Source organism: Moraxella sp. CTOTU48268 (assembly GCF_032069585.1).
GTDB lineage: Bacteria > Pseudomonadota > Gammaproteobacteria > Pseudomonadales > Moraxellaceae > Faucicola > Faucicola cinerea.
Window position 1 is genome coordinate 22,176 of record NZ_DAMALV010000020.1, and the last position, 20,927, is coordinate 43,102.

General features: G+C 42.3%; 17 protein-coding genes. 10 read left to right on the forward strand and 7 right to left on the reverse strand.

The window, feature by feature from the left end; genetic code table 11:
* Window positions 1-245 precede the first annotated feature (245 nt).
* Entirely contained in the window at window positions 246-1,421 is a 1,176-nt protein-coding gene (locus tag RT143_RS08025; protein ID WP_313092317.1) for a sigma-54-dependent transcriptional regulator family protein, read from the reverse strand.
* Between the two features lie 197 nt (window positions 1,422-1,618).
* Between RT143_RS08025 and exaC the strand changes: the two genes are divergently transcribed.
* Entirely contained in the window at window positions 1,619-3,130 is a 1,512-nt protein-coding gene (exaC, locus tag RT143_RS08030) for an acetaldehyde dehydrogenase ExaC (RefSeq protein WP_313092318.1), read from the forward strand.
* A gap of 264 nt (window positions 3,131-3,394) precedes the next feature.
* Here the strand turns inward: exaC and lldD are convergent, their stop codons facing one another.
* The 3 genes from lldD to lldP form a co-directional block, all read right to left on the reverse strand.
* Entirely contained in the window at window positions 3,395-4,543 is a 1,149-nt protein-coding gene (lldD, locus tag RT143_RS08035) for an FMN-dependent L-lactate dehydrogenase LldD (RefSeq protein ID WP_138019086.1), read from the reverse strand.
* 110 nt (window positions 4,544-4,653) lie between these two features.
* Entirely contained in the window at window positions 4,654-5,427 is a 774-nt protein-coding gene (locus RT143_RS08040; protein WP_313092319.1) for an FCD domain-containing protein, read from the reverse strand.
* 13 nt (window positions 5,428-5,440) lie between these two features.
* Complete coding sequence (gene lldP, locus RT143_RS08045; RefSeq protein ID WP_313092321.1) at window positions 5,441-7,147, reverse strand: L-lactate permease; 1,707 nt, start codon at window positions 7,145-7,147, stop codon at window positions 5,441-5,443.
* A gap of 538 nt (window positions 7,148-7,685) precedes the next feature.
* Here lldP and mdh point away from each other — a divergent pair.
* From mdh to dld, 3 genes are all read left to right on the forward strand, one after another.
* Entirely contained in the window at window positions 7,686-8,858 is a 1,173-nt protein-coding gene (gene mdh / locus RT143_RS08050) for an iron-dependent methanol dehydrogenase (protein WP_099833782.1), read from the forward strand.
* Window positions 8,859-8,991: 133 nt separating this feature from the next.
* A complete protein-coding gene (locus RT143_RS08055) occupies window positions 8,992-9,291 on the forward strand; it encodes a hypothetical protein (RefSeq protein WP_313092324.1) in 300 nt (99 codons plus the stop codon).
* Between the two features lie 37 nt (window positions 9,292-9,328).
* Entirely contained in the window at window positions 9,329-11,032 is a 1,704-nt protein-coding gene (gene dld, locus RT143_RS08060) for a D-lactate dehydrogenase (RefSeq protein WP_313092325.1), read from the forward strand.
* Between the two features lie 225 nt (window positions 11,033-11,257).
* Here the strand turns inward: dld and metF are convergent, their stop codons facing one another.
* A complete protein-coding gene (metF, locus tag RT143_RS08065) occupies window positions 11,258-12,100 on the reverse strand; it encodes a methylenetetrahydrofolate reductase [NAD(P)H] (RefSeq protein ID WP_159676904.1) in 843 nt (280 codons plus the stop codon).
* A 168-nt stretch (window positions 12,101-12,268) separates the two neighbouring features.
* The gene (gene ahcY / locus RT143_RS08070; RefSeq protein WP_309593007.1) at window positions 12,269-13,657 is read right to left on the reverse strand and encodes an adenosylhomocysteinase; all 1,389 of its coding nucleotides are present in this window, start codon (window positions 13,655-13,657) and stop codon (window positions 12,269-12,271) included.
* 476 nt (window positions 13,658-14,133) lie between these two features.
* Between ahcY and RT143_RS08075 the strand changes: the two genes are divergently transcribed.
* Together RT143_RS08075 and RT143_RS08080 are read left to right on the forward strand one after the other, a co-directional pair.
* Window positions 14,134-14,943, forward strand: coding sequence for a hypothetical protein (locus RT143_RS08075; protein ID WP_313092327.1), 810 nt, complete (start codon window positions 14,134-14,136; stop codon window positions 14,941-14,943).
* Between the two features lie 161 nt (window positions 14,944-15,104).
* A complete protein-coding gene (locus tag RT143_RS08080; RefSeq protein WP_313092333.1) occupies window positions 15,105-16,562 on the forward strand; it encodes an alanine/glycine:cation symporter family protein in 1,458 nt (485 codons plus the stop codon).
* Between the two features lie 124 nt (window positions 16,563-16,686).
* Here the strand turns inward: RT143_RS08080 and RT143_RS08085 are convergent, their stop codons facing one another.
* Window positions 16,687-17,145: an Lrp/AsnC family transcriptional regulator gene (locus tag RT143_RS08085; protein WP_313092329.1), complete on the reverse strand. Its 459-nt coding sequence runs from the start codon at window positions 17,143-17,145 to the stop codon at window positions 16,687-16,689.
* A 164-nt stretch (window positions 17,146-17,309) separates the two neighbouring features.
* Here RT143_RS08085 and leuA point away from each other — a divergent pair, with 164 nt between their 5' ends.
* The 4 genes from leuA to RT143_RS08105 all read left to right on the forward strand — a co-directional run.
* The gene (gene leuA, locus RT143_RS08090; RefSeq protein ID WP_219298792.1) at window positions 17,310-19,040 is read left to right on the forward strand and encodes a 2-isopropylmalate synthase; all 1,731 of its coding nucleotides are present in this window, start codon (window positions 17,310-17,312) and stop codon (window positions 19,038-19,040) included.
* Window positions 19,041-19,229: 189 nt separating this feature from the next.
* Window positions 19,230-19,550: a YcgL domain-containing protein gene (locus RT143_RS08095; protein ID WP_099833788.1), complete on the forward strand. Its 321-nt coding sequence runs from the start codon at window positions 19,230-19,232 to the stop codon at window positions 19,548-19,550.
* Window positions 19,551-19,616: 66 nt separating this feature from the next.
* Entirely contained in the window at window positions 19,617-20,072 is a 456-nt protein-coding gene (locus tag RT143_RS08100; protein WP_313012850.1) for a resolvase, read from the forward strand.
* 133 nt (window positions 20,073-20,205) lie between these two features.
* Window positions 20,206-20,927: AAA family ATPase (locus RT143_RS08105; protein WP_313092330.1), on the forward strand; the 722-nt coding region annotated here is incomplete at its 3' end.

Sequence of the window (20,927 nt, forward strand, 5' to 3'; positions counted from 1 at the left end):
AAAAAATACACAAGCATTACCACCCAAAAGTGCATAGAGGCATCATCTATTTTTATTTTGATAGGTCGATGGTATTGCAGCAATGTTTGCACGGACAGCGGCTAGACAGGGTAATAAGAAATCAAGAACACACACAACCAACGGTGTGGTAGGGGTATCACCCATATCGAAAAAGTCTTACAACGGCTTTTTCAACGAAAAATTCATGATTAGGGGAAAATTGATGGTGAAGCAAAAATTGATAGTTACCGATTTGACAGCACCTCTAAATGTTGGTGAATCGAGAGGTTATCTGGCATTAATTCAATCAACCTTTCTATCGCATCGCTAGCATCGGGGCAATTTGACAAATGCATGAGTAACAAGTCAACCTGATCTGAATGATAAATGGCTTGGCTCAAGCGAGCTTCTAAACAGGTGCGCCAAGTGCATAAAAAAGGGCTTTCAGTTTTGCTAAAAAATATGCCGGTATACAATTTGATGGCCGCTTCTAAATAACCAGCATTTAATGATTGTTCGACCCGTAAAAAATCACCATCAATAGGCATTAACAGTCGGTACGGACAAGAACCCAATAAACCAGTAAGCGTGTCACGTAACTGCGACATTTCAGTCTTCAGCGTACCTTGTGACACTTTACGCTCACCATAGATCGCTTGGTGTAAGGCATCTAAGCTCATGCCTTGGGGACAAAGTGCTAACACTGTCAATATCTCGACTTGCCGAGGGGTCAGCCGCAAGATTTTGCCATTGAATATGACGCTGGGTTCATTAAATCCTTGAATATACAGATAGTGTCTTTGGCACTCATTCAAAGCGGATTGTAAAATACTGGCACAGCGTTCAGCAGCAAATATGCCAAAATTATTGTGATTCTGCCAAGTGGTCGATAAATCCAGTACGCCAATGACCTGCTTGGTATGCGGTTCAATGATAGGCGTGGCGTAACAGACCCATTCATGAACCGAAGGCATATAATGTTCATTGGAAAAAACACAAGTTGATTGCTGCGTTTTTAGCGATAAAGCGAGCGCATTTGTGCCAACTTGGCTTTCCCCCCAGCATCCGCCTTCGATGAAGTTAACCGCTTCTGCCGCTTTTTGCATAGACTTACTGGCAGTCGTCCAGATAATCGTACTACCGATATCAGCCACAGCCATCACCATGGAGGATTGCAAGGTGATATGTTGTAATTGATTTTGACAATAGCCTAAGGCTTTTTTTAGATAATAGGATTGCTCGCTTTTGGTGGCGTTAATGGGTGCTTGTTGGCGCTCAGTTGGAATGTTAGCACTGTCTGAGCGGTGCCATGACTGGACAATACTTTGTTGGATAAGATCTGCATTATTATCGGTAAAGGTAATGTTAAAACGCCTCTTATCAATCCGATGCCTTTGCTCTAACAGTCTATTTTTATTCATATTTTAAAATATCCTAATTCACTAACCAATCCTTGGTTTTTAAAATAAGCTATCCTCAATAGTATAATGTGCCTAGCGTATTGTAAAGAATAATTAAACACCTACCTTTTACCTACCGTTTCTGTAATAATATGAATTTATAAACCCCCAACTGCATGAAGCAGTTTATCTACCAACTGACAAAAGGAAATGTCATTATGCGTTATGCTGACCCTAATACTGACGGTGCTAAAATCAATTTTAAAGAAAAGTATGACAACTTTATTGGCGGCCAATGGGTTGCGCCTGTTAAAGGTGAGTACTTTGATAACATCTCACCCGTCAACGGCAAGCCCTTCGCCAAAGTCGCCAAATCAAGTCCAGAAGACATTGAACTTGCACTTGATGCTGCCCATAGTGCTAAAACTAAGTGGAATGCGGCTTCACCCACAGAGCGCTCTAATCTATTATTAAAAATCGCAGATCGCCTTGAGCAAAATATTGAGTTATTGGCGGTAGCTGAAACATGGGAAAACGGTAAACCCATCCGTGAAACTTTAGCTGCGGATATACCACTTGCCATTGACCATTTTCGCTACTTTGCGGGTGCAATCCGCGCGCAAGAAGGTGGTGTTTCACCCATTGATGATGACACTGTCGCTTATCACTTTCATGAGCCTTTAGGTGTGGTTGGACAAATCATTCCTTGGAACTTTCCAATTTTAATGGCTACCTGGAAAATAGCGCCTGCACTAGCCGCGGGTAACTGCATTGTCTTAAAACCCGCCGAGCAGACGCCTGTGAGCTTATTGGTGCTTGTTGAATTGATTCAAGATTTGCTACCAGCCGGTATTTTAAATATCGTGAATGGGTATGGCGAAGAGGTGGGTAGCCATTTAGCTAGAAGCTCGCGTATCTCAAAAATTGCCTTTACTGGCTCAACCCCTGTCGGTCAGCTTATTATGAAGTATGCGACAGAGAATATTATTCCAGTTACTTTAGAATTAGGTGGTAAATCACCCAATATTTTCTTTGCCGATGTTATGGATAAAGAGGATGATTACCTAGAAAAAGCGCTTGAAGGTTTTACTATGTTTGCGCTCAATCAAGGTGAAATATGTACCTGTCCTTCGAGAGCCTTAGTGCATGAAAGTATCGCCGATGCCTTTTTGGCCAAAGCCGTAGAACGGGTAAAACGTATTAAAACAGGTCATCCATTGGATACGGAAACGATGATTGGTGCGCAAGCCTCACAGGAACAACAAGACAAAATCTTAGGCTGTATTGCTACAGGTAAACAAGAAGGCGCCGAGCTTTTAACCGGTGGTAATGCAAGACATGAGGTGGGTGAAGGTTATTATATCGAGCCGACGATTTTTAAAGGCAATAATGATATGAAAATCTTTCAAGAAGAGATTTTTGGCCCAGTATTATCTGTGACAACCTTCAAGGACTTTGATGATGCCATGCGTATTGCCAATGATACTATGTTTGGTTTAGGTGCTGGCGTGTGGGCACGTAGTGGCAATACTGCTTACCGTGCAGGGCGTGCTATTCAAGCTGGGCGAGTATGGACAAACTGTTACCACATTTATCCAGCCCATGCTGCATTTGGTGGTTACAAGAAATCAGGCATTGGGCGTGAAAACCACAAAATGATGCTAGAGCATTACCAAAATACCAAAAATTTACTGGTCAGCTATTCTGAAAAACCGATGGGCTTCTTCTAGAATTTGATAGGTCATAAACAACAAAAACCGCTCTCCTAGAGCGGTTTTTTTATCGAAAATAAAAAGTGTCAATATTTAATTAATTCACACTTGCTCAATCAACCACTCACAATAAGCGGTTATTGCGCCATGAAGTTTATAAATTTAATGTACTTAGTGGCGTACTTAGTTTAAAAAACTTGTAGTTTAGCCATAAAATCTTAGCATTTACCAAAATAAAAAATCCCAAAAAGACGCTAAAGTTGACTATTTACTGTCAGCCTATCAAGTCAAAGTACTAAAATCTACTAAACAGTCTCGATTGATATCTTGAATTCGGTTTGCACTGGTCAATGTCATTGCCACGCGCATTTCTTTGTCTATCAAGTTGAGTAAATTGGTTACCCCGGCCTCACCATCGGCGGCTAACGCATAGATAAATGCACGTCCTAACATACATAAATCCGCTCCCAATGCCAACATTCTCACCACATCTAAGCCATTACGGATACCCGAATCGACCAAGATTTTGATATCACCTTTAACAGCATCGGCAATTTTGGGTAGGGCAGTGGCGGTTGACATCACCCCATCAAGCTGACGCCCACCATGATTGGAAACCACGATACCATCAGCACCAAAACGTACTGCATCTTTGGCGTCTTGTGGGTCAAGAATACCTTTGATGACCATAGCGCCATCCCAAAAATCACGAATCCATTCTAAGTCTTTCCAAGAAATCGAGGGATCAAAGTTATTACCGAGCCAACCGATATAATCCTCTAAGCCAATCGCTTTACCAAGATATTTAGAAACATTACCCAAGTCATGGGGTCTTCCTAGCAATCCCACGTTCATTGCCCAGTGCGGATGGGTGCACGCTTGTAGATAGCGACGCATGGCGGCATTGGGTCCACTCATGCCAGAGTGCGCATCGCGATATCTCGCCCCAGGTACAGGCATATCGACGGTAAACACCAGCGTTGAGCAGCCTGCCGCTTTGGCACGCTCCAGCACATTTTGCATAAACTTACGGTCACGCAACACATACAGCTGAAACCACATAGGGCGATTGATTTTTGGGGTGACTTCTTCGATAGGGCAGACTGATACCGTTGACATGGTAAATGGAATACCTTTTTTGTCAGCAGCCATGGCTGCTTGGACTTCACCACGGCGAGCATACATCCCTGTCAAACCCACCGGCGAGAGCGCCACAGGCAAAGACAGCTGTTCACCAAAAATCTCAGTGGATAAATCAAGCTGCGTCATGTCTTTTAATACCCGCTGACGTAAGGCAATACTTGATAAGTCTTCAACATTACGTTTTAGGGTGTATTCTGCATACGCCCCACCATCAATGTAGTGGAATAAAAAGGGGGGAAGACGGCGGCGAGCCGCTTCTCGGTAATCATTGGCAGAAGAAATAATCATAATATCCCTATCTTAACTATGTTATTAATGGTAAAAATAGCCACTGGCACTCAAAACTGTTTACACTAAAATACGTTTATAAAATGCGCCTGCATTAACAGGCATCTGTATTAAAAAGCATCAGTGGCCACCCGGGAAACTCGCTGTCTGCGAGCCGTTGCCTCATCAATCTTGGCAACCTGTTTTATCACAAACTCAATATGCTCACCCACGGCTTTGCGAGCTAATTCACTATCACGCGCAATAATCGCATTCATCATCGCCATGTGCTGCGTATGTAAGGTTTCAAAGCCATAATGCTCCGTGTAAATTTTTCGCCGAGCTAATACCACGTTATGTCGCAGTAGATGAAAAACATTTTTCATCATCTGCAACAATACCGCATTTTGGGAAGCTTCAGCAATCGCTAAATGAAAATTGGCATCGGCAATAGCGGCTTGTTCGGTGTCGCCATGTGCCTGACTGTTTGCTAACTGCTCGTAGTAAAAGCGGATTTTTTCAATGTCTTGTTTGCTGGCTCTTTGGGCAGCGTACCAGGCTGTACCGCCTTCTAGTACAATTCTTGCTTCTTGCACATCTAGGCGATACAGGGGATCAGCATCCAATAAGGGGGTTAGGGTCTGTAATATCAGATTATCAGACAGCGCCACAAGGGGTTGGTTCTGTTTAATTTTTTGCACATCTTTGACAAACGTTCCCGACCCAATACGACTTTCGGTAATACCGACACTATTCATCTGCTGTATCGCTTCACGCAGTGCGGTACGAGATACGCCTAATCGCTCACACAAATGGCGCTCGGCAGGCAATCTATCGCCATTTTTTAGCCCTTCACGGTCTATTAGCGAAATTAATTGTTCAATAACCTGCGTTGCGACCTTCATACCTTACCCATCATTATCCGTGTGGAATCATCCAAGGCACAACATACGCTTGTAGCGTAATGAGCGCGCCCATCATAATGGTAAAAATAATACTATGTTTGACGGTAAATCTGAACAAATCCGACTCTTTACCCACCAAACCTGTGGCGGCACAGGCAATGGCAATGGATTGGGGAGAAATCATTTTACCGGTCACCCCACCCGAAGTATTGGCTGCCACTAACAACACCTCAGGCACACCAATTTGCTGAGCGGTGGTGGCTTGAAGGGCGGCAAATAACGCATTGGCTGACGTGTCTGAGCCTGTCAAAAATACCCCTAACCAACCCAAAAATGGTGAAAAGAAGGTAAAAGCTTTGCCCGTGTGTGCCAATGCTAACGCTAATGTAGCAGACAACCCCGAATAATTGGCGATAAACGCAAACGCTAACACCATACCAATAGAATAAATCGGGGTGCGTAGTTCTTTAACGGTCTCGCCAAACGTCGATAACGCTTCTTTAGGACGCATTTTTAGCATCACGATGGAGATAATCGCCGCGAGCACGATCGCAGTACCTGTTGCCGAGAACCAATCAAATTTATAAATGGCCGCATAGTCGGTAATCTTGGTGACGACTGGGGGTAGTTTTTGTACCGTATTGTGCAAATACGGCACATTGATACTCATCACCATATCGACCAACGCTCCATCAGGATGACCATCTTTGCCTTTGACAAACAAATCTTTAAACGGCTTAATACTCCATAACGACACCATCGCTGTCAAAATGGCAAACGGCATCCAAGCTTTGATGATTTGAGCGGGCGAGTAATGGGTAGTTGGCAACGGTGCTGATACGCTTGTGGTATCACCCATCTGATTTTTGCTATCGACTTGATTTTCAAAACGGAACACATGCTTGGGCTGCCACACTTTAAATAGCAACGTCAAACTAATTAACGAGGCAATAGCAGCGGTAATATCAGGCAACTCAGGTCCAATATAATTTGAGGTCAAAAACTGCGCAATGGCAAATGACCCACCACCGACCACAATCGCTGGAAAGGTTTCACGAACCCCGCGCCACCCGTCCATAATCGCCATAATCCACACTAACACAATCGGCACAATAAAAGGCAACTGACGTCCGACCATTTGGCTGATGGCATGGGTTTCTACCCCAGACACTTGTCCTGCCACAATGATTGGAATTCCCATCGCACCAAAGGCAACAGGGGCAGTATTGACGATGAGGCAAAGTCCAGCCGCATATAAAGGCTTAAACCCTAATCCTACCAATAACGCCGCCGTGATAGCCACGGGCGCACCAAAGCCTGCTGCGCCTTCCAAAAAAGTACCAAAGGCAAACCCGACCAATAACATCTGTAAGCGTTGGTCTTCGGTCAGCGATAAAATACTGGAGCGGATAATATCAAATTGCCCTGTTTTTACCGTGACTTTATATAAAAATACCGCACCGATAATAATCCAGGCGATGGGCCAAAGTCCGTAGAAGAATCCATAAATCGCGGATGATAGCGCTAATGTCACCGGCATTTGATATAAAAATAAAGCAACAAGCAACGCCAAAATAACGGTAATGGTGCCTGCGACACTACCTTTTAAACGAAATACCGCCAAGGCTAGAAAAAAGAAGATAATTGGGATAAGGGCAATGGCACTTGAAAGCCAAATATTACCCATGGGATCATAAATTTGTTGCCAATGTTGCATCATTATTTCCTCCGTGAAATAATTGGTATTACCAAAATAGTCGAAGTGTCATTAATTGGTGAAATAATAAAGAATATTACACTTTAATTCAATTAAATTTCAAAAAAACAGCGATATTTATCAGGTTTTTTGTAAATTGGTAATACCAATTTTAATAGTAATATGAATTTTGTGTGAACGGATACAAGAAAGCTTCGTATTGGAGTCAGTAGAGATTCAAGGTTTTGCTGTCAGGCTGCGTGATGGAAGCTATGCAGTGTCTTGCTGTAAGGTTGACAGCATAAGCCATGAGGGAGGCAAGTAGCGTGCTTTATTTTTTCAAAAAACATCAACTCGAGTAACTTTTTGACTAAGGTAGGTTAATAGTAGGTAGAGCGCATTGGATGACTGAACTAAAATCAAGTCATAGTGATTTTATAAGAATATATTTTATAAAAATATATTAGTACATCTTATCTAGTTGTAATGATGACAAAAAACTAGGCGTACGAATAAAATTACTATATACCCTTAACCATAAAAGATTAAAAGGAATTTAATCATGGCTTATAAGCAAATCTCCGATCAAACCAGTGGCTTTTTTATTCCCTGCGTATCATTATTTGGACCTGGCTGTGTCAAAGAAGTAGGCTCAAAAGCCAAAGACCTAGGTGCTAAAAAAGCGCTTATTGTAACTGACCAAGGGCTGAACAAAGCAGGTGTTCCAGACATTATCATTAAACATTTAAGCGAACAAGGTATTGATAGCTACGTATTTGCAGGCGCAGAGCCAAATCCAACTGACAAAAATGTCCACGATGGCGTCACAGCTTATCAGGATAACGGCTGTGATTTTATCATCTCATTGGGTGGTGGTTCGTCACATGACTGTGCAAAAGGGATTGGTCTAGTGACCGCAGGCGGTGGTCATATCCGTGACTATGAAGGTATTGATAAAAGTAAAGTGCCAATGACGCCATTGATTGCTATCAATACCACGGCAGGCACGGCATCAGAGATGACACGTTTTTGTATTATCACCAATACCGATACCCACGTCAAAATGGCGATTGTAGATTGGCGTTGTACCCCACTCATTGCTATTGATGACCCTCGACTGATGACTGCTAAACCTGCATCTTTAACTGCGGCAACAGGTATGGATGCGTTAACCCATGCGGTAGAGGCGTATGTATCGACTGCTGCAAATCCGATTACAGATGCTTGTGCTGAAAAAGCCATTCGAATGATTCAACAATGGCTGCGTCAAGCTGTAGCGAATGGCGAAAACATTGAAGCGCGTGAGGCTATGAGCTATGCTCAATACTTAGCAGGCATGGCGTTTAATAATGCCTCGCTAGGTTATGTACATGCAATGGCGCACCAGTTAGGTGGATTCTACAATCTGCCACATGGTGTTTGTAATGCGATTTTGTTACCGCACGTCTGTGAATTTAACCTTATCTCAACACCTGAGCGTTATGCAGATATTGCACAATTTATGGGCATTGACATCAAAGACATGACTCGAGCAGAAGCAGGTAAAGCAGGCATCAATGCAATTCGTGAGCTATCCCAATCGGTAGGTATTCCTACAGGACTCACTGAGCTTGGTGTTAAACAAGAAGACCTTGCCATCATGGCAACCAATGCCCAAAACGATGCTTGTATGCTCACCAACCCACGCAAGGCAAATCATGAACAAGTCGTAGCAATCTTCGCAGCTGCCATGTAACCATGTAACATCAAACTAAAACATACTCACACCAGTAAAAAAGGGGACTTCAATAGTCTCCTTTTACATTGAGCGCTGATACAAAGCGCATAAATTTTTGCGTAAATTGATTAAAATATAGTAGCATAAAGGGATGAAACAAAAACTCATCACTCGCTTAGACCACTGCCAATGTTTACGGGTAACCCAAGAAAGCTACATACTTAGCCACTATGCCAAGCCTCATCTAGCACAAAATCTGGTAGCAAAAAATCTCCTAATAAAAAATCTAATAGCACAAATCAGCGATAACCGCATCTACAATCGAGCCACCGATGGTAAACGCACACTTGACCATCTTAACGCCATGCGCAGCCATACTATCGAACACAATCCTACCTTTGATAAAACCAGACCGGTTCAACTATCAACAAGTCAATATAATCGCCAATAAAGCCTCATGACTCATTTAATCAATAAGGATATTTATCATGTTAAAACAGTATAAGCCAACACTCGATAAATTAACGAAAATCGTAGGGAAGTCTTATGTACTCATCGATGAACAAGATACCCGTCATTATCGACAAGGCATACGTTTTGGTGAGGGAAAAGTGTTGGCTGTGGTATGTCCAGGTACTTTACTTGAGCAGTGGCAGGCACTACAAACAATTATTGAGGCAGATTGTGTGGTAATTATGCAAGCTGCCAATACAGGACTGACAGGCGGCTCTACTCCTTATGGTGATGACTACGATCGTCCAGTCATCATTATGAGTACTCGGCGCCTACAAGGCATCCAAGTGATTTTAGATGGCAAACAAGTGGTGTGTTTACCAGGCGCAACTTTGGATAATCTTGAACGTACTTTAAAACCTTATAATCGTGAACCGCATTCTGTGATTGGGTCATCATGTATTGGCGCTTCAGTTTTAGGTGGGGTGTGTAACAACTCAGGTGGCGCACTGGTACGTCGTGGACCTGCTTATACTGAAATGGCGTTGTATGCCCGTGTCAATGAATCGGGTAAGTTAGAATTGATTAATCATCTAGGTATTGATTTAGGCAACACGGCCGAAGAGATACTCACCAGACTGCAAAAACAAGACTATGAAACCGGTCAGATAACCACGCAAACCACTCAGCTGGCATCAGACAATCGTTATGCCCATGACGTTAAGCAAGTCGATGCAGACAGCCCTGCTAGATTCAATGCCGATCCGACACGATTATATGCAGCATCGGGTTCAGCGGGTAAAGTCTGTGTGTTTGCGGTGCGACTCGACACCTTTGAAAAAGTTGAAAGTAAGGTTTTTTATATCGGCTCAAATGACCATGATGACTTAACGGCGATACGTCGTTATTTGCTGACATCGTTACCCAGCTTGCCGATTGCTGGGGAATATATTCATCGTGATGCTTTTAGTATTGGTGCAAAGTATGGCAAAGACACCTTCTTGTTTATTGAACGTTTTGGCACGGTGAATATACCCAGAGCATTAGCCCTCAAAGATCGCATTGACGGGTGGTTGGAGAAAATAAAAATACGGGGTCTGACTGATCAAATTTTACAAGCTATCACCTTTTTCTTACCCAGTCATTTACCGCGGCGCATGCTAGCGTTTCATCAGCGTTTTGAGCATCATTTGATTCTACGAGTAGATGAGCAAAGCGCAGAACAGACACAGCAGTTTTTAAATGAGTATTTTGCCGTTCATTCTACTGGCTCGTATTTTGCCTGTACGGAGGAAGAAGGTCGCAAAGCTTTCTTACACCGTTTTGCTGTTGCCGGGGCGGCGATACGATATCGTGATACCCACCGAGCAGAGGTTGAGGATATTGTGGCATTGGATATTGCGTTACGACGTAACGATAGAGAATGGGTAGAAAAAATCCCCGCAGATCTCGAACAACATATGTTACATAAATTATATTATGGGCATTTTTTTTGTCATGTATTTCACCAAGATTACATTGTCAAAAAAGGCACTAATCCACTGGATATTGAACATCAGATGTGGCAGCTGCTAGACGAGCGTAGAGCAGAATATCCCGCAGAACACAATGTGGGTCATTTATATGTTGCTAAGCCAGCATTAGCCAATTTTTATCGAAAGCTAGATCCTACCAACACCTTTAATGTGGGGATTGGTCACACTTCAAAGTTAAAATATTGGCGCAAACCTAACGTATGACGACATTTAACTAGGCAAGCATAATTAGGTAAGCATCCGACCATCAGGGCAATCGCATCATAAAATTTTACCGAACAGTAGCTGCTCAAGATAAACTGTTCCAGATAAGCTTTTTAAGATAAGCGTTATTTTGCGATGCCCCAATTTTACGATGTTGAACAGACAGTTTAACATCGCCATGCTCATTTTTTTTGCTGTCAGATAGTGCGTAATTTCTATACGCAATTAAACCAAACCGAGCGCTTCAATCAGTTGTTTATTTGGGCTGACTTGGTTCATGCTGTAAAAATGCATTGACGGTACGCCTTCGGCAATCAAACGCTCACATAGGTTGACCACCACTTCAAACCCAAATTGACGAATGGCTTTTTTATCATCGCCATAGTCAGCAAGCTGTTTACGGATGAAACGTGGAATATCTGCCCCACAGCCATCGGCAAATCGAATCAAATTTGACGCATTGGTGATGGGCATAATGCCTGCGATAATCGGGAACTCATCTTGTGTCACCCCTTTTTTGGCAAGGGCATCACGCAGATATAGATAGCTGTCAGCGTTGTAGAAAAACTGGGTAATCGCTTCAGTCGCGCCGGCGTGGTATTTATTGAGCAAGTTTTGGATATCAGCATCAAAGCTTTTGGCTTGCGGGTGCATTTCTGGATAAGCAGCGACTTTGATACGAAAATAATCACCGCTATGCTCACGTATGTATTTAACCAAATCGACAGCAAACGGCAGCTCGCCAAGACCTACCATACCTGATGGCAAATCACCGCGCAACGCCACCAAGCGATTAATGCCTAACGATTTATAATAATCCAATAACTCGCCAATTTTGGCTTTATCATCGCCAATGCAGGATAAATGCGGGGTAATGGGCGTGTCACTTTTTTCACTCAGTGCCTTAACAATGCCTAAGGTGCGCTCACGGGTTGACCCACCTGCGCCATACGTGACGCTAAAATATTGAGGTTTTAAAGCATTTAATTCATCAAAGGTTGTCAATAATTTGGTTTGACCGTCATCGGTCTTGGTGGGGAAAAACTCAAAAGAAAACGGCGTTGTCATGGTGGTCATGAAAGTATCCAAAATGCTAAAAAAATAGCACCATTATAACGGGTATAACAGTAAAAAAATTGAATTTTTTGGCATAAATATTGAGTTAAACGGCATAAAAAAAGTCATGCACCGAGGCATGACTTTGATTGAACCTTTAACAAATAGTATTTCTAGCTATTAGTATTTATAGCTATCAGGTTTGAACGGACCTTCAACTGGCACACCGATATAATCGGCTTGCTGCTGCGTCAATTTAGTCAGTACCCCGTTAAAGCCTGCGACCATAGCTGCTGCCACTTCTTCATCGAGTTTTTTTGGCAATACTTTGACATATAAATTGTCCGCTTTTTTGTCCGCCGGCAAATCAGCAAATTTTTCTTTAAATAAATGCATTTGTGCCAATACTTGGTTGGCAAAAGAGCCATCCATAATACGTGATGGGTGACCTGTGGCATTGCCCAAATTGACCAAACGACCTTCAGACAATAAAAGCAAGTAATCGTTTTCATCTTCTGATCGATAGACTTGGTGTACTTGAGGCTTCACTTCCACCCATTTCCAGTTGTCACGCATGAACTGGGTATCAATCTCGGTATCAAAGTGACCAATATTACAAACCACTGCCGTGGCTTTTAAGGCTTTTAACATATCGCTATTACAGACATGGTAGTTACCAGTGGTAGTGACCACCAAGTCAGTATCTTGCATGAGGGTATTGTTGACGCCTTTGGCAGGGTCACCTTCCACAAATGGCGAGACCAATTCATAGCCATCCATACAAGCTTGCATACCACAAATCGGATCGGCTTCCGTCACTCGTACTACCATGCCTTCTTGACGTAAGCTTTGAGCAGAACCTTTACCCACATCGCCATAACCGATAACAAGTGCACGACGACCCGCTAACAGCATATCGGTACCACGTTTGATGGCATCGTTTAGGCTATGACGACAGCCATATTTGTTATCATTTTTTGATTTGGTCACTGCGTCATTGACATTAATCGCGGGTACTTTTAAGGTGCCTGCATTTAACATTTCAATTAGACGATGTACCCCTGTTGTTGTCTCTTCTGAGATACCGTGAATGTTGTCGAGCATTTGCGGGTAGTCGTTATGAATCAGCGCCGTCAAGTCGCCGCCATCATCTAAAATAATATTGGCATCCCACAGCTTGCCTGTGGCTTCACCGCCTTCAAAAATCTGCTGGCGAAGACACCATTCGTATTCTTCCTCAGTTTCACCTTTCCAAGCAAAAACAGGAATACCGGCTGCTGCGATGGCGGCAGCGGCATGGTCTTGGGTTGAAAAAATATTACAAGAAGTCCAGCGTACTTCTGCACCCAGCGCCACGAGCGTTTCAATCAATACCGCTGTTTGGATGGTCATGTGGATACAGCCCACAATCTTGGCACCTTTTAAAGGCTGCTCGGCTTGGTAGCGTTGGCGTAAGCCCATCAAAGCAGGCATTTCAGTTTCAGCCAGTTTGATTTCTTTGCGACCGTAGTCGGCAAGGCTAATATCGGCAACTTTATAATCAGAAAAATTTGAATCAGTAGAATTGATAGACAGGGACACTGCGTCCACTCCTTAAAACCGGTAAAAAAAGTTAAAGTAAAAACGCAGATGCCGTTATTTATTTTGGATTTATTTTGGTTAAAATACAAAAAACGAGCCTAGCGCAGGCAAGCAAATATAAATTAAGCCAACCTTAAGCTGCAGCATCTCTCGATAGGCGTATTGTAAAAAAAATTAACATAAAAGTCATTCTCTTAATTGCAACATCAACTTAAGTCTTTTAAAAAAGCAACATTTTTGATAAAATATTACACTTCATCCTATGTAATTACATAAATATATAGAAAAGTTATACAAAATTAAAAGACATTGCTGAAAAATTACGTTTTAATATACCTAAGAGAAACGTAACAAAATATGTCAACTAATTTACTTTTTCTTTATATGTCATTCATCGCTTGAAAGTCTTTTAGATTTTTAAGAGAAATGGTAAATTTACCTTATCCTGTCCTTAGGAGATTTATATGAAAGTTTTGAAATTAGCTGCTATTCCTGCTGCTTTAATTGCAACTTCTGCTTTTGCTCAAAATGTAGTGGTTGATCAACAAGTTGTTGCACAGCCTGTTGCCGTATCTACTACTACCTACGATCCAAACGCAGGTGTGGTACAAAATACGACAACTCAAGTCGTTACTGGTACTAGAACGTTTTTTGATACGGTAACACATCCTGCCGCTATCAGTGCCGAAGTAGGTACTTTAGGTTATGGTGCCAATCTTGGTTGGGCGCTAAACGATAAGACTGAGCTTGTAGCTGGTTGGGCTGGCGGTGATATTGGTGATTTAAAAGACACCATCGAAATTGAAGATGTTGAATATGATTTAGAAACAGATTCAAGCAATCCGTATATTGGTGTGAATTTACGTCCAGCTGGAAATTGGTTTACTGTGGGTGTTGGTACCATTTTTGGTGACAATGAAATCACTTTGAAAAAACAAGCGACTGAAACCAAACAAGTTAAAATCAATGGTAACTCTTACTATGGTAACATTGAAGCGTCAGCTGAAAACAAAAACACCATGAACCCATACTTAACTATTGGTTTCCGTCCTAATATCACTAATAACTTTGGTGTATTTGGTGAAATCGGTGCGGCTTATACTGGTGGCTTAAAAGTAACTGATGCTAACACACGAGTTCTAGATGCCAATGGTGATGAAATTACAAAATTTGACAATGATCGTTTAAAATCTGACTTACAACAAGATTTGGATGATTCAAATTATTCAAAATGGTACCCAATCGCTAAAATCGGTGCAACTTACCGTTTCTAATTTGTTAGCATAAGCTTTAGAAAAACGACACTTTTGGTGTCGTTTTTTTTGTTTAATGATTGCCAAAAGTTTGCTTTATTGATACTATCCGCTATCAATTTTTGAGGCGAGATTTATTGATGTATAACAAAGATTTAGCTTGCTTGGCGCAAGCAAACGTGATGGATAGCATTCATTGTAGTGTCAATCTTGTTAGTTCACCAATGTGGGATTGGTTGGTGTGGATTTTGATTTGTATTGGTGTGTTTTTTACCGTCATGACAGGGTTTGTTCAATTTCGTTTATTTGGACATAGTGTCAAGAATTTGCTGGCTAGCCGAAGCACCGAACATCACGAGCATAGTGAGAGTATCTCATCGTTTCAAGCGTTTATGACAGGACTGGCGAGTCGTGTCGGTACAGGGAATATCGCAGGGGTTGCTATTGCAGTAAGTGTTGGTGGACCGGGTGCGGTATTTTGGATGTGGTTTATTGCCTTGATTGGGATGGCATCGGCGTTTGCTGAGTCGTCATTGGCACAATTATTTAAGGTGCGAGATGCCAATGGGCATTTTCGGGGTGGACCTGCTTACTATATCCGTCAGGGTTTAGGGCAAGGTTGGCTAGGTGTGGCGTTTGCCGTGAGTCTGATTTTGTGCTTTGGCTTGGTATATAATGCCATTCAAGCCAATACTATCGCCCAAGCCGTACAATCGGCGGTTGGCTGTACGGGCGATAATACCTGTACTTCATGGGGGACTGGTAAACATGTGGTAGCGCTATTGTTGGTTATCATTTCTGCACCGATTATTTTTGGTGGGATAAAACGGGTTGCCACCATTTCAGAAATGCTAGTACCTGTGATGGCAGGGGTGTATCTGCTAATGGCGTTGTATATTATTGTGACCAATATCACCATGATTCCGCAGGTATTTAATTTGATTCTGACCGATGCCTTTACTTTTAATGCGGCAGCGGGTGGGGCGTTAGGCGGTTTGGTATCGCAGTCGATGATGCTTGGGATTAAGCGGGGTTTGTACTCTAACGAAGCAGGTCAAGGCTCTGCCCCCAATGCCGCTGCTGCTGCGGATGTGCCTCATCCCGCCACACAAGGCCTTATTCAAAGTTTGGGCGTTTTTGTGGATACCATTATTGTCTGCTCTTGTACTGCGTTTATTATTTTATTATCAAAATTACCCACCGCTGATTTAACAGGGATTCAATTGACACAAGCGGCGTTAGAAAGTCATGTGGGTTCATGGGCACAAATTTTCCTAGCAGTAGTGCTGTTCATGTTCGCTTTTTCGAGTATTATTGGCAACTACGCCTATGCCGAAACCAATGTGCAATATCTTAAGAATCATCCAATGATTTTAAATATATTTCGTATTTTAGTGCTTGCCTTTGTGTATTTTGGTTCTGTGGCTGAAGTGCCTATGGTGTGGGATATGGGTGATTTGATGATGGCGATTATGGCGTACATTAATCTTGTCAGTATCGTCCTGTTGTCAAAATATGTGTTTATTTTGGCAAAAGATTATTCTGCTCAAATCAAATCAGGTGTTAAGCATCCTGTTTTTAACATCAATAAATACCCCGCCATGAAAGCCAAAATCACATCGGGAATTTGGGAAAAATAACGATTAGACAATAAAAAAGCCGTTGGTTATCAATGGCTTTTTTATTGTTTGGCTGGGTAACATAAGCGAGACCAACAAATAATGCGTTTCTTTATAGGTTTTTAAAACAGCCTTTAACACCCAATCAGATGATTGACTTTTCAAACACTTGCCGTAATTCAAAACTGGTATGCACTTGTGCGATACCTTCAATACGGTTTAGACGATGTAATAAAAATTCCTCATAATGCGCCATATCTTTAACCAAAGCTTTGATAAGATAGTCTTCACTGCGCCCTGTCACAATACTACAGCTGACCACTTCAGGAAATTCTCGTAGTTTTTTTTCAAAGTTGCTAAAGCGTTCTGCTGTATGTTTATCCATGCTAATGGCAATATAAACTGACAGTTGATAACCTAATTTTCTAGGGTCAGTGGTGACACTATAACCCGTGATAACACCTGAATCCTCTAATTGTTTGACTCTGCGCGTACAGGGAGTAGGGCTTAAGTTTACGCTTTCTGCCAATTCAAGGTTACTCATGCGTGCATTTTCTCGTAATAGCGCTAAAATTTGTCTGTCTATTTTATCTAATGAAGCCATGATAAATTCTTAATATTAGTGATTTTAACTACATAATATAATTATAGTAGCCACAAATATCAAATTCTATGTATTTTATAGCAAAATTTGGTTACTTCAACTACAAAAAAATGGGTATAATTTTATCATAAAATTTTAAGTAAAATTAAATGTGGAGCATTAGCATGTCAATACAACCCAAGAATACGGCTTTTAATCATAAAAAATACCAACCCTTTGCGTTTGCACCAAAAATGACCCAGCGTACTTGGCCCGATAAAACCATCACCAAAGCGCCCATATGGACGTCGGTGGATTTGCGAGATGGTAACCAAGCCTTGATTGAGCCGATGAGCATTGAACAAAAAATGCGCTTCTTTGACTTGTTGGTGCAAGTGGGGTTTAAAGAAATTGAGATTGGTTTTCCATCAGCGGCGCAAGTTGAGTATGACTTTACCCGCAAATTAATCGAAGGCGGACACGTACCCGACGATGTGACCTTGCAAGTATTGGTGCAGGCACGCGAACATTTGATTCGCCGTACCTTTGAGTCGTTGAAGGGTGCCAAACGTGCCATCGTCCACGTGTATAACTCAACCTCAAAAGTGCAGCGCGAAAAAGTGTATCAAAAAGATTATGATGACATTATTGCGATTGCGGTTGAAGGCGCGACATTGTTGCGTGATTTGGCGAAAGAATACCCTGAAACCGAATGGATTTTTGAATATTCCCCTGAAAGTTTCTCACAAACCGAGGTCGATTTTTCGGTCAAAATCTGTGATGAGGTGTGTAAAGTTTGGCGCCCTGACTTAGGTCAGAAGGTAATCTTTAACTTGCCATCGACAGTAGAGAGCTCAACGCCCAATATTTATGCCGATCAGATTGAATATTTTTGCCAAAACTTACCCATGCGTGAGCATGTGATTGTGAGCCTTCACACTCACAATGACCGTGGCTGTGCCGTGGCTGCCAGTGAGTTAGGTTTGATGGCAGGGGCTGACCGGATTGAAGGCACGCTTTTTGGCAATGGCGAGCGCACAGGCAACATGGACATTATGGTTATGGCGATGAATATGTACAGCCAAGGCGTAGACCCACAGCTTGATTTTAGTAACATGAGCGAAATCGCCCAAGTGGTAAGTGAGTGCAATCAGTTGCCGATTCATCCACGCCATCCTTATGTGGGCGAGTTGGTATTTACCGCTTTTAGTGGCTCGCACCAAGATGCCATCAAAAAATCGCTAGATTATAACGAGAAAAATGCCGAAGCTACCCAAGGCTTATGGGATGTGGCATACTTGCCGATTGACCCTGCTCATATCGGACGCGGCTATCAGGATGTTGTACGTATCAATAGCCAGTCAGGGAAAGGCGGTGTTGCTTATATCTTGCAACGTGACTTTGGCTTTCATTTGCCGCGCTGGACGCAAATTGACTTTAGCCGCGTCATTCAACAAGAAGCCGAAAGCCGTCAGACAGAATTGACATCAGATGATGTCATTAGCGTGTTTGAAGACACCTATTTAAACCAATCTACTTTGGCGTTGCAAGATTATGAAATCAAAAACACCGCTGGCTCAGTGAGCTTTTCAGGCTCTGTACGCATGGGAGATGACATCATAGACGTTGTTGGTAATGGCAATGGTCCGTTGTCTGCCTTTATCAATGCCATCTCTGCCAAATTGAACAAAAATATTCACGTTATCAACTATGCAGAGCATGCATTAACGGTTGAAAGTCAAAGCCCGCTCACCCAAAATAACAGTGATGCCAATGCCGTTGCTTACTTACAGTTGAATATTGAAGGTGAGATTTATTCAGGTATCGGCACTTGCTCAAGTACCGTATCAGCGATGTTAAAAGCCGCATTGTCTGCGTTGGCACAAGCGCAGATTGCCGATACTGAGCATCATTAATTAGCTTTTATAAAGCGCAAATTTATCAGTAGCTTTTACCACCAAAAGAGCAATTGCCCTAGTTGCTCTTTTTTTATGGGCTAACATGTAACATACCCAAGCTAATAGCAAAAGGGGTGCAATTCCAGACATACTATTTTATGGTATGATAGAGGCACTTTAAATTTACAGTAATAATAGAGTTGTATGATGCATTGCGATATTTATAAATTTAGCAAAAAAGATGACCTGTATGTGTACATTGCTCGTCCAAATTATCCCAATGACACGGACGAGATTCGTGACTGGTTGTCAGTGTTGCCCAAGGATTTTCGCCAAGCGATTGGACGCGAAACATTTGTGATGCATTTGGATTTGGCGAATACGCCAAAGCTTGCACGAGTCAATAAAGCAGAAGTGTTAGAAAAATTACAAAGCCAAGGATATTTTGTGCAGATGCCGCCTGAAGACGTACTGTTACGTCAAGCAAAATTGAATATGGCAGAAGCGCAGCAGAACAAGTGGCAGTAGCAAAATTTTAACCAAATGAGTTGAATCATGCTAAAATAAGCTATCTATTTTTGGCAAGGCAAAATTATGTTTGCATTTTTATCACTCGACCAAATCGGCAATGTGCTAGGCGAAATCATCATTTGGTGGGCGCAGTTGGTTCAAGGTGTGCCGCCAGACAAATTACCCCTATATGCCTATGTGGGGTTTTCCATTATCGTGTTACTGCTTTGGATTTTAGTGGTACGGATTTTGCCAAAAACGCTTGCAGGTTTGAGTTGGATTATTCTATTTGCGATTTTGCTCACGCCAACCACTTCCCTTGGTACCCCGCCTGATATCGCACCGGCGAGTATTTCAGTGGTGTATGGGATTTTACTCAAAGATCCAGCAATTATCTTTAATGGGTTGCTACCAATTATGGTTGTGATTACAGTGGGCTGTATTTTGGGTTTTATTTGGCAAATTATTCGAATGGGTATCGATAAAACCAACAAAAAACATGCGTTAAATAACGCCAATATCAGCCAGCCTAGCCGCTAAGCTATGATGGTGATAAGCCAACAAGCGATGACGGTTTAATCTTTTACAGCTTAACCTTTTACTTATAGCTTAACTTTCCCTAAAACTTATGATAGTCTGAAACTCATTTTTGACGATTATCATAGGTTTTTTTATGTCTGAACATCAGCCAACTAATGCTATCGACGATAGCGTCACCCAAAGCAGTTTTGCAAGCACCGATAGTTATATTGCCACTGACAACCTAAAGCTTGCCGTCAATGCTGCGATTCGATTGCAAAAACCGTTACTCATCAAAGGGGAACCTGGCACGGGTAAAACGCTACTGGCTGAAGAAGTGGCAAAAAGTTTAGGTATGCCACTGTTAACTTGGCACATCAAATCTACCACCAAAGCCGAACAGGGCTTGTATGAGTACGATGCGGTATCACGCCTGCGGGATAGCCAACTGGGCGATGACCGCGTGTATGATATTGCCAACTATATCAAGGCAGGCAAGCTATGGCAGGCATTTACCAGTCCTGAGCGCGTGGTACTGCTCATTGATGAGATTGACAAAGCGGATATTGAGTTCCCCAACGACTTGCTGCATGAGCTTGATAAAATGTCGTTTTATGTGTATGAAACCGGCGAAACGATTACCGCCGATCATCGTCCTGTCGTTATTATCACGTCAAACAATGAAAAAGAACTGCCTGATGCCTTCTTGCGTCGTTGCTTTTTTCATTATATTGATTTTCCTGACCAAGCAACCATGCGTGAAATTGTGGATGTGCATTTCCCCAATCTACAAGCAGAATTGGTGGATGAAGCGCTCAAGGTGTTCTACGGTCTGCGAGAAGTCAAAGGCTTAAAAAAACCGCCATCCACCTCTGA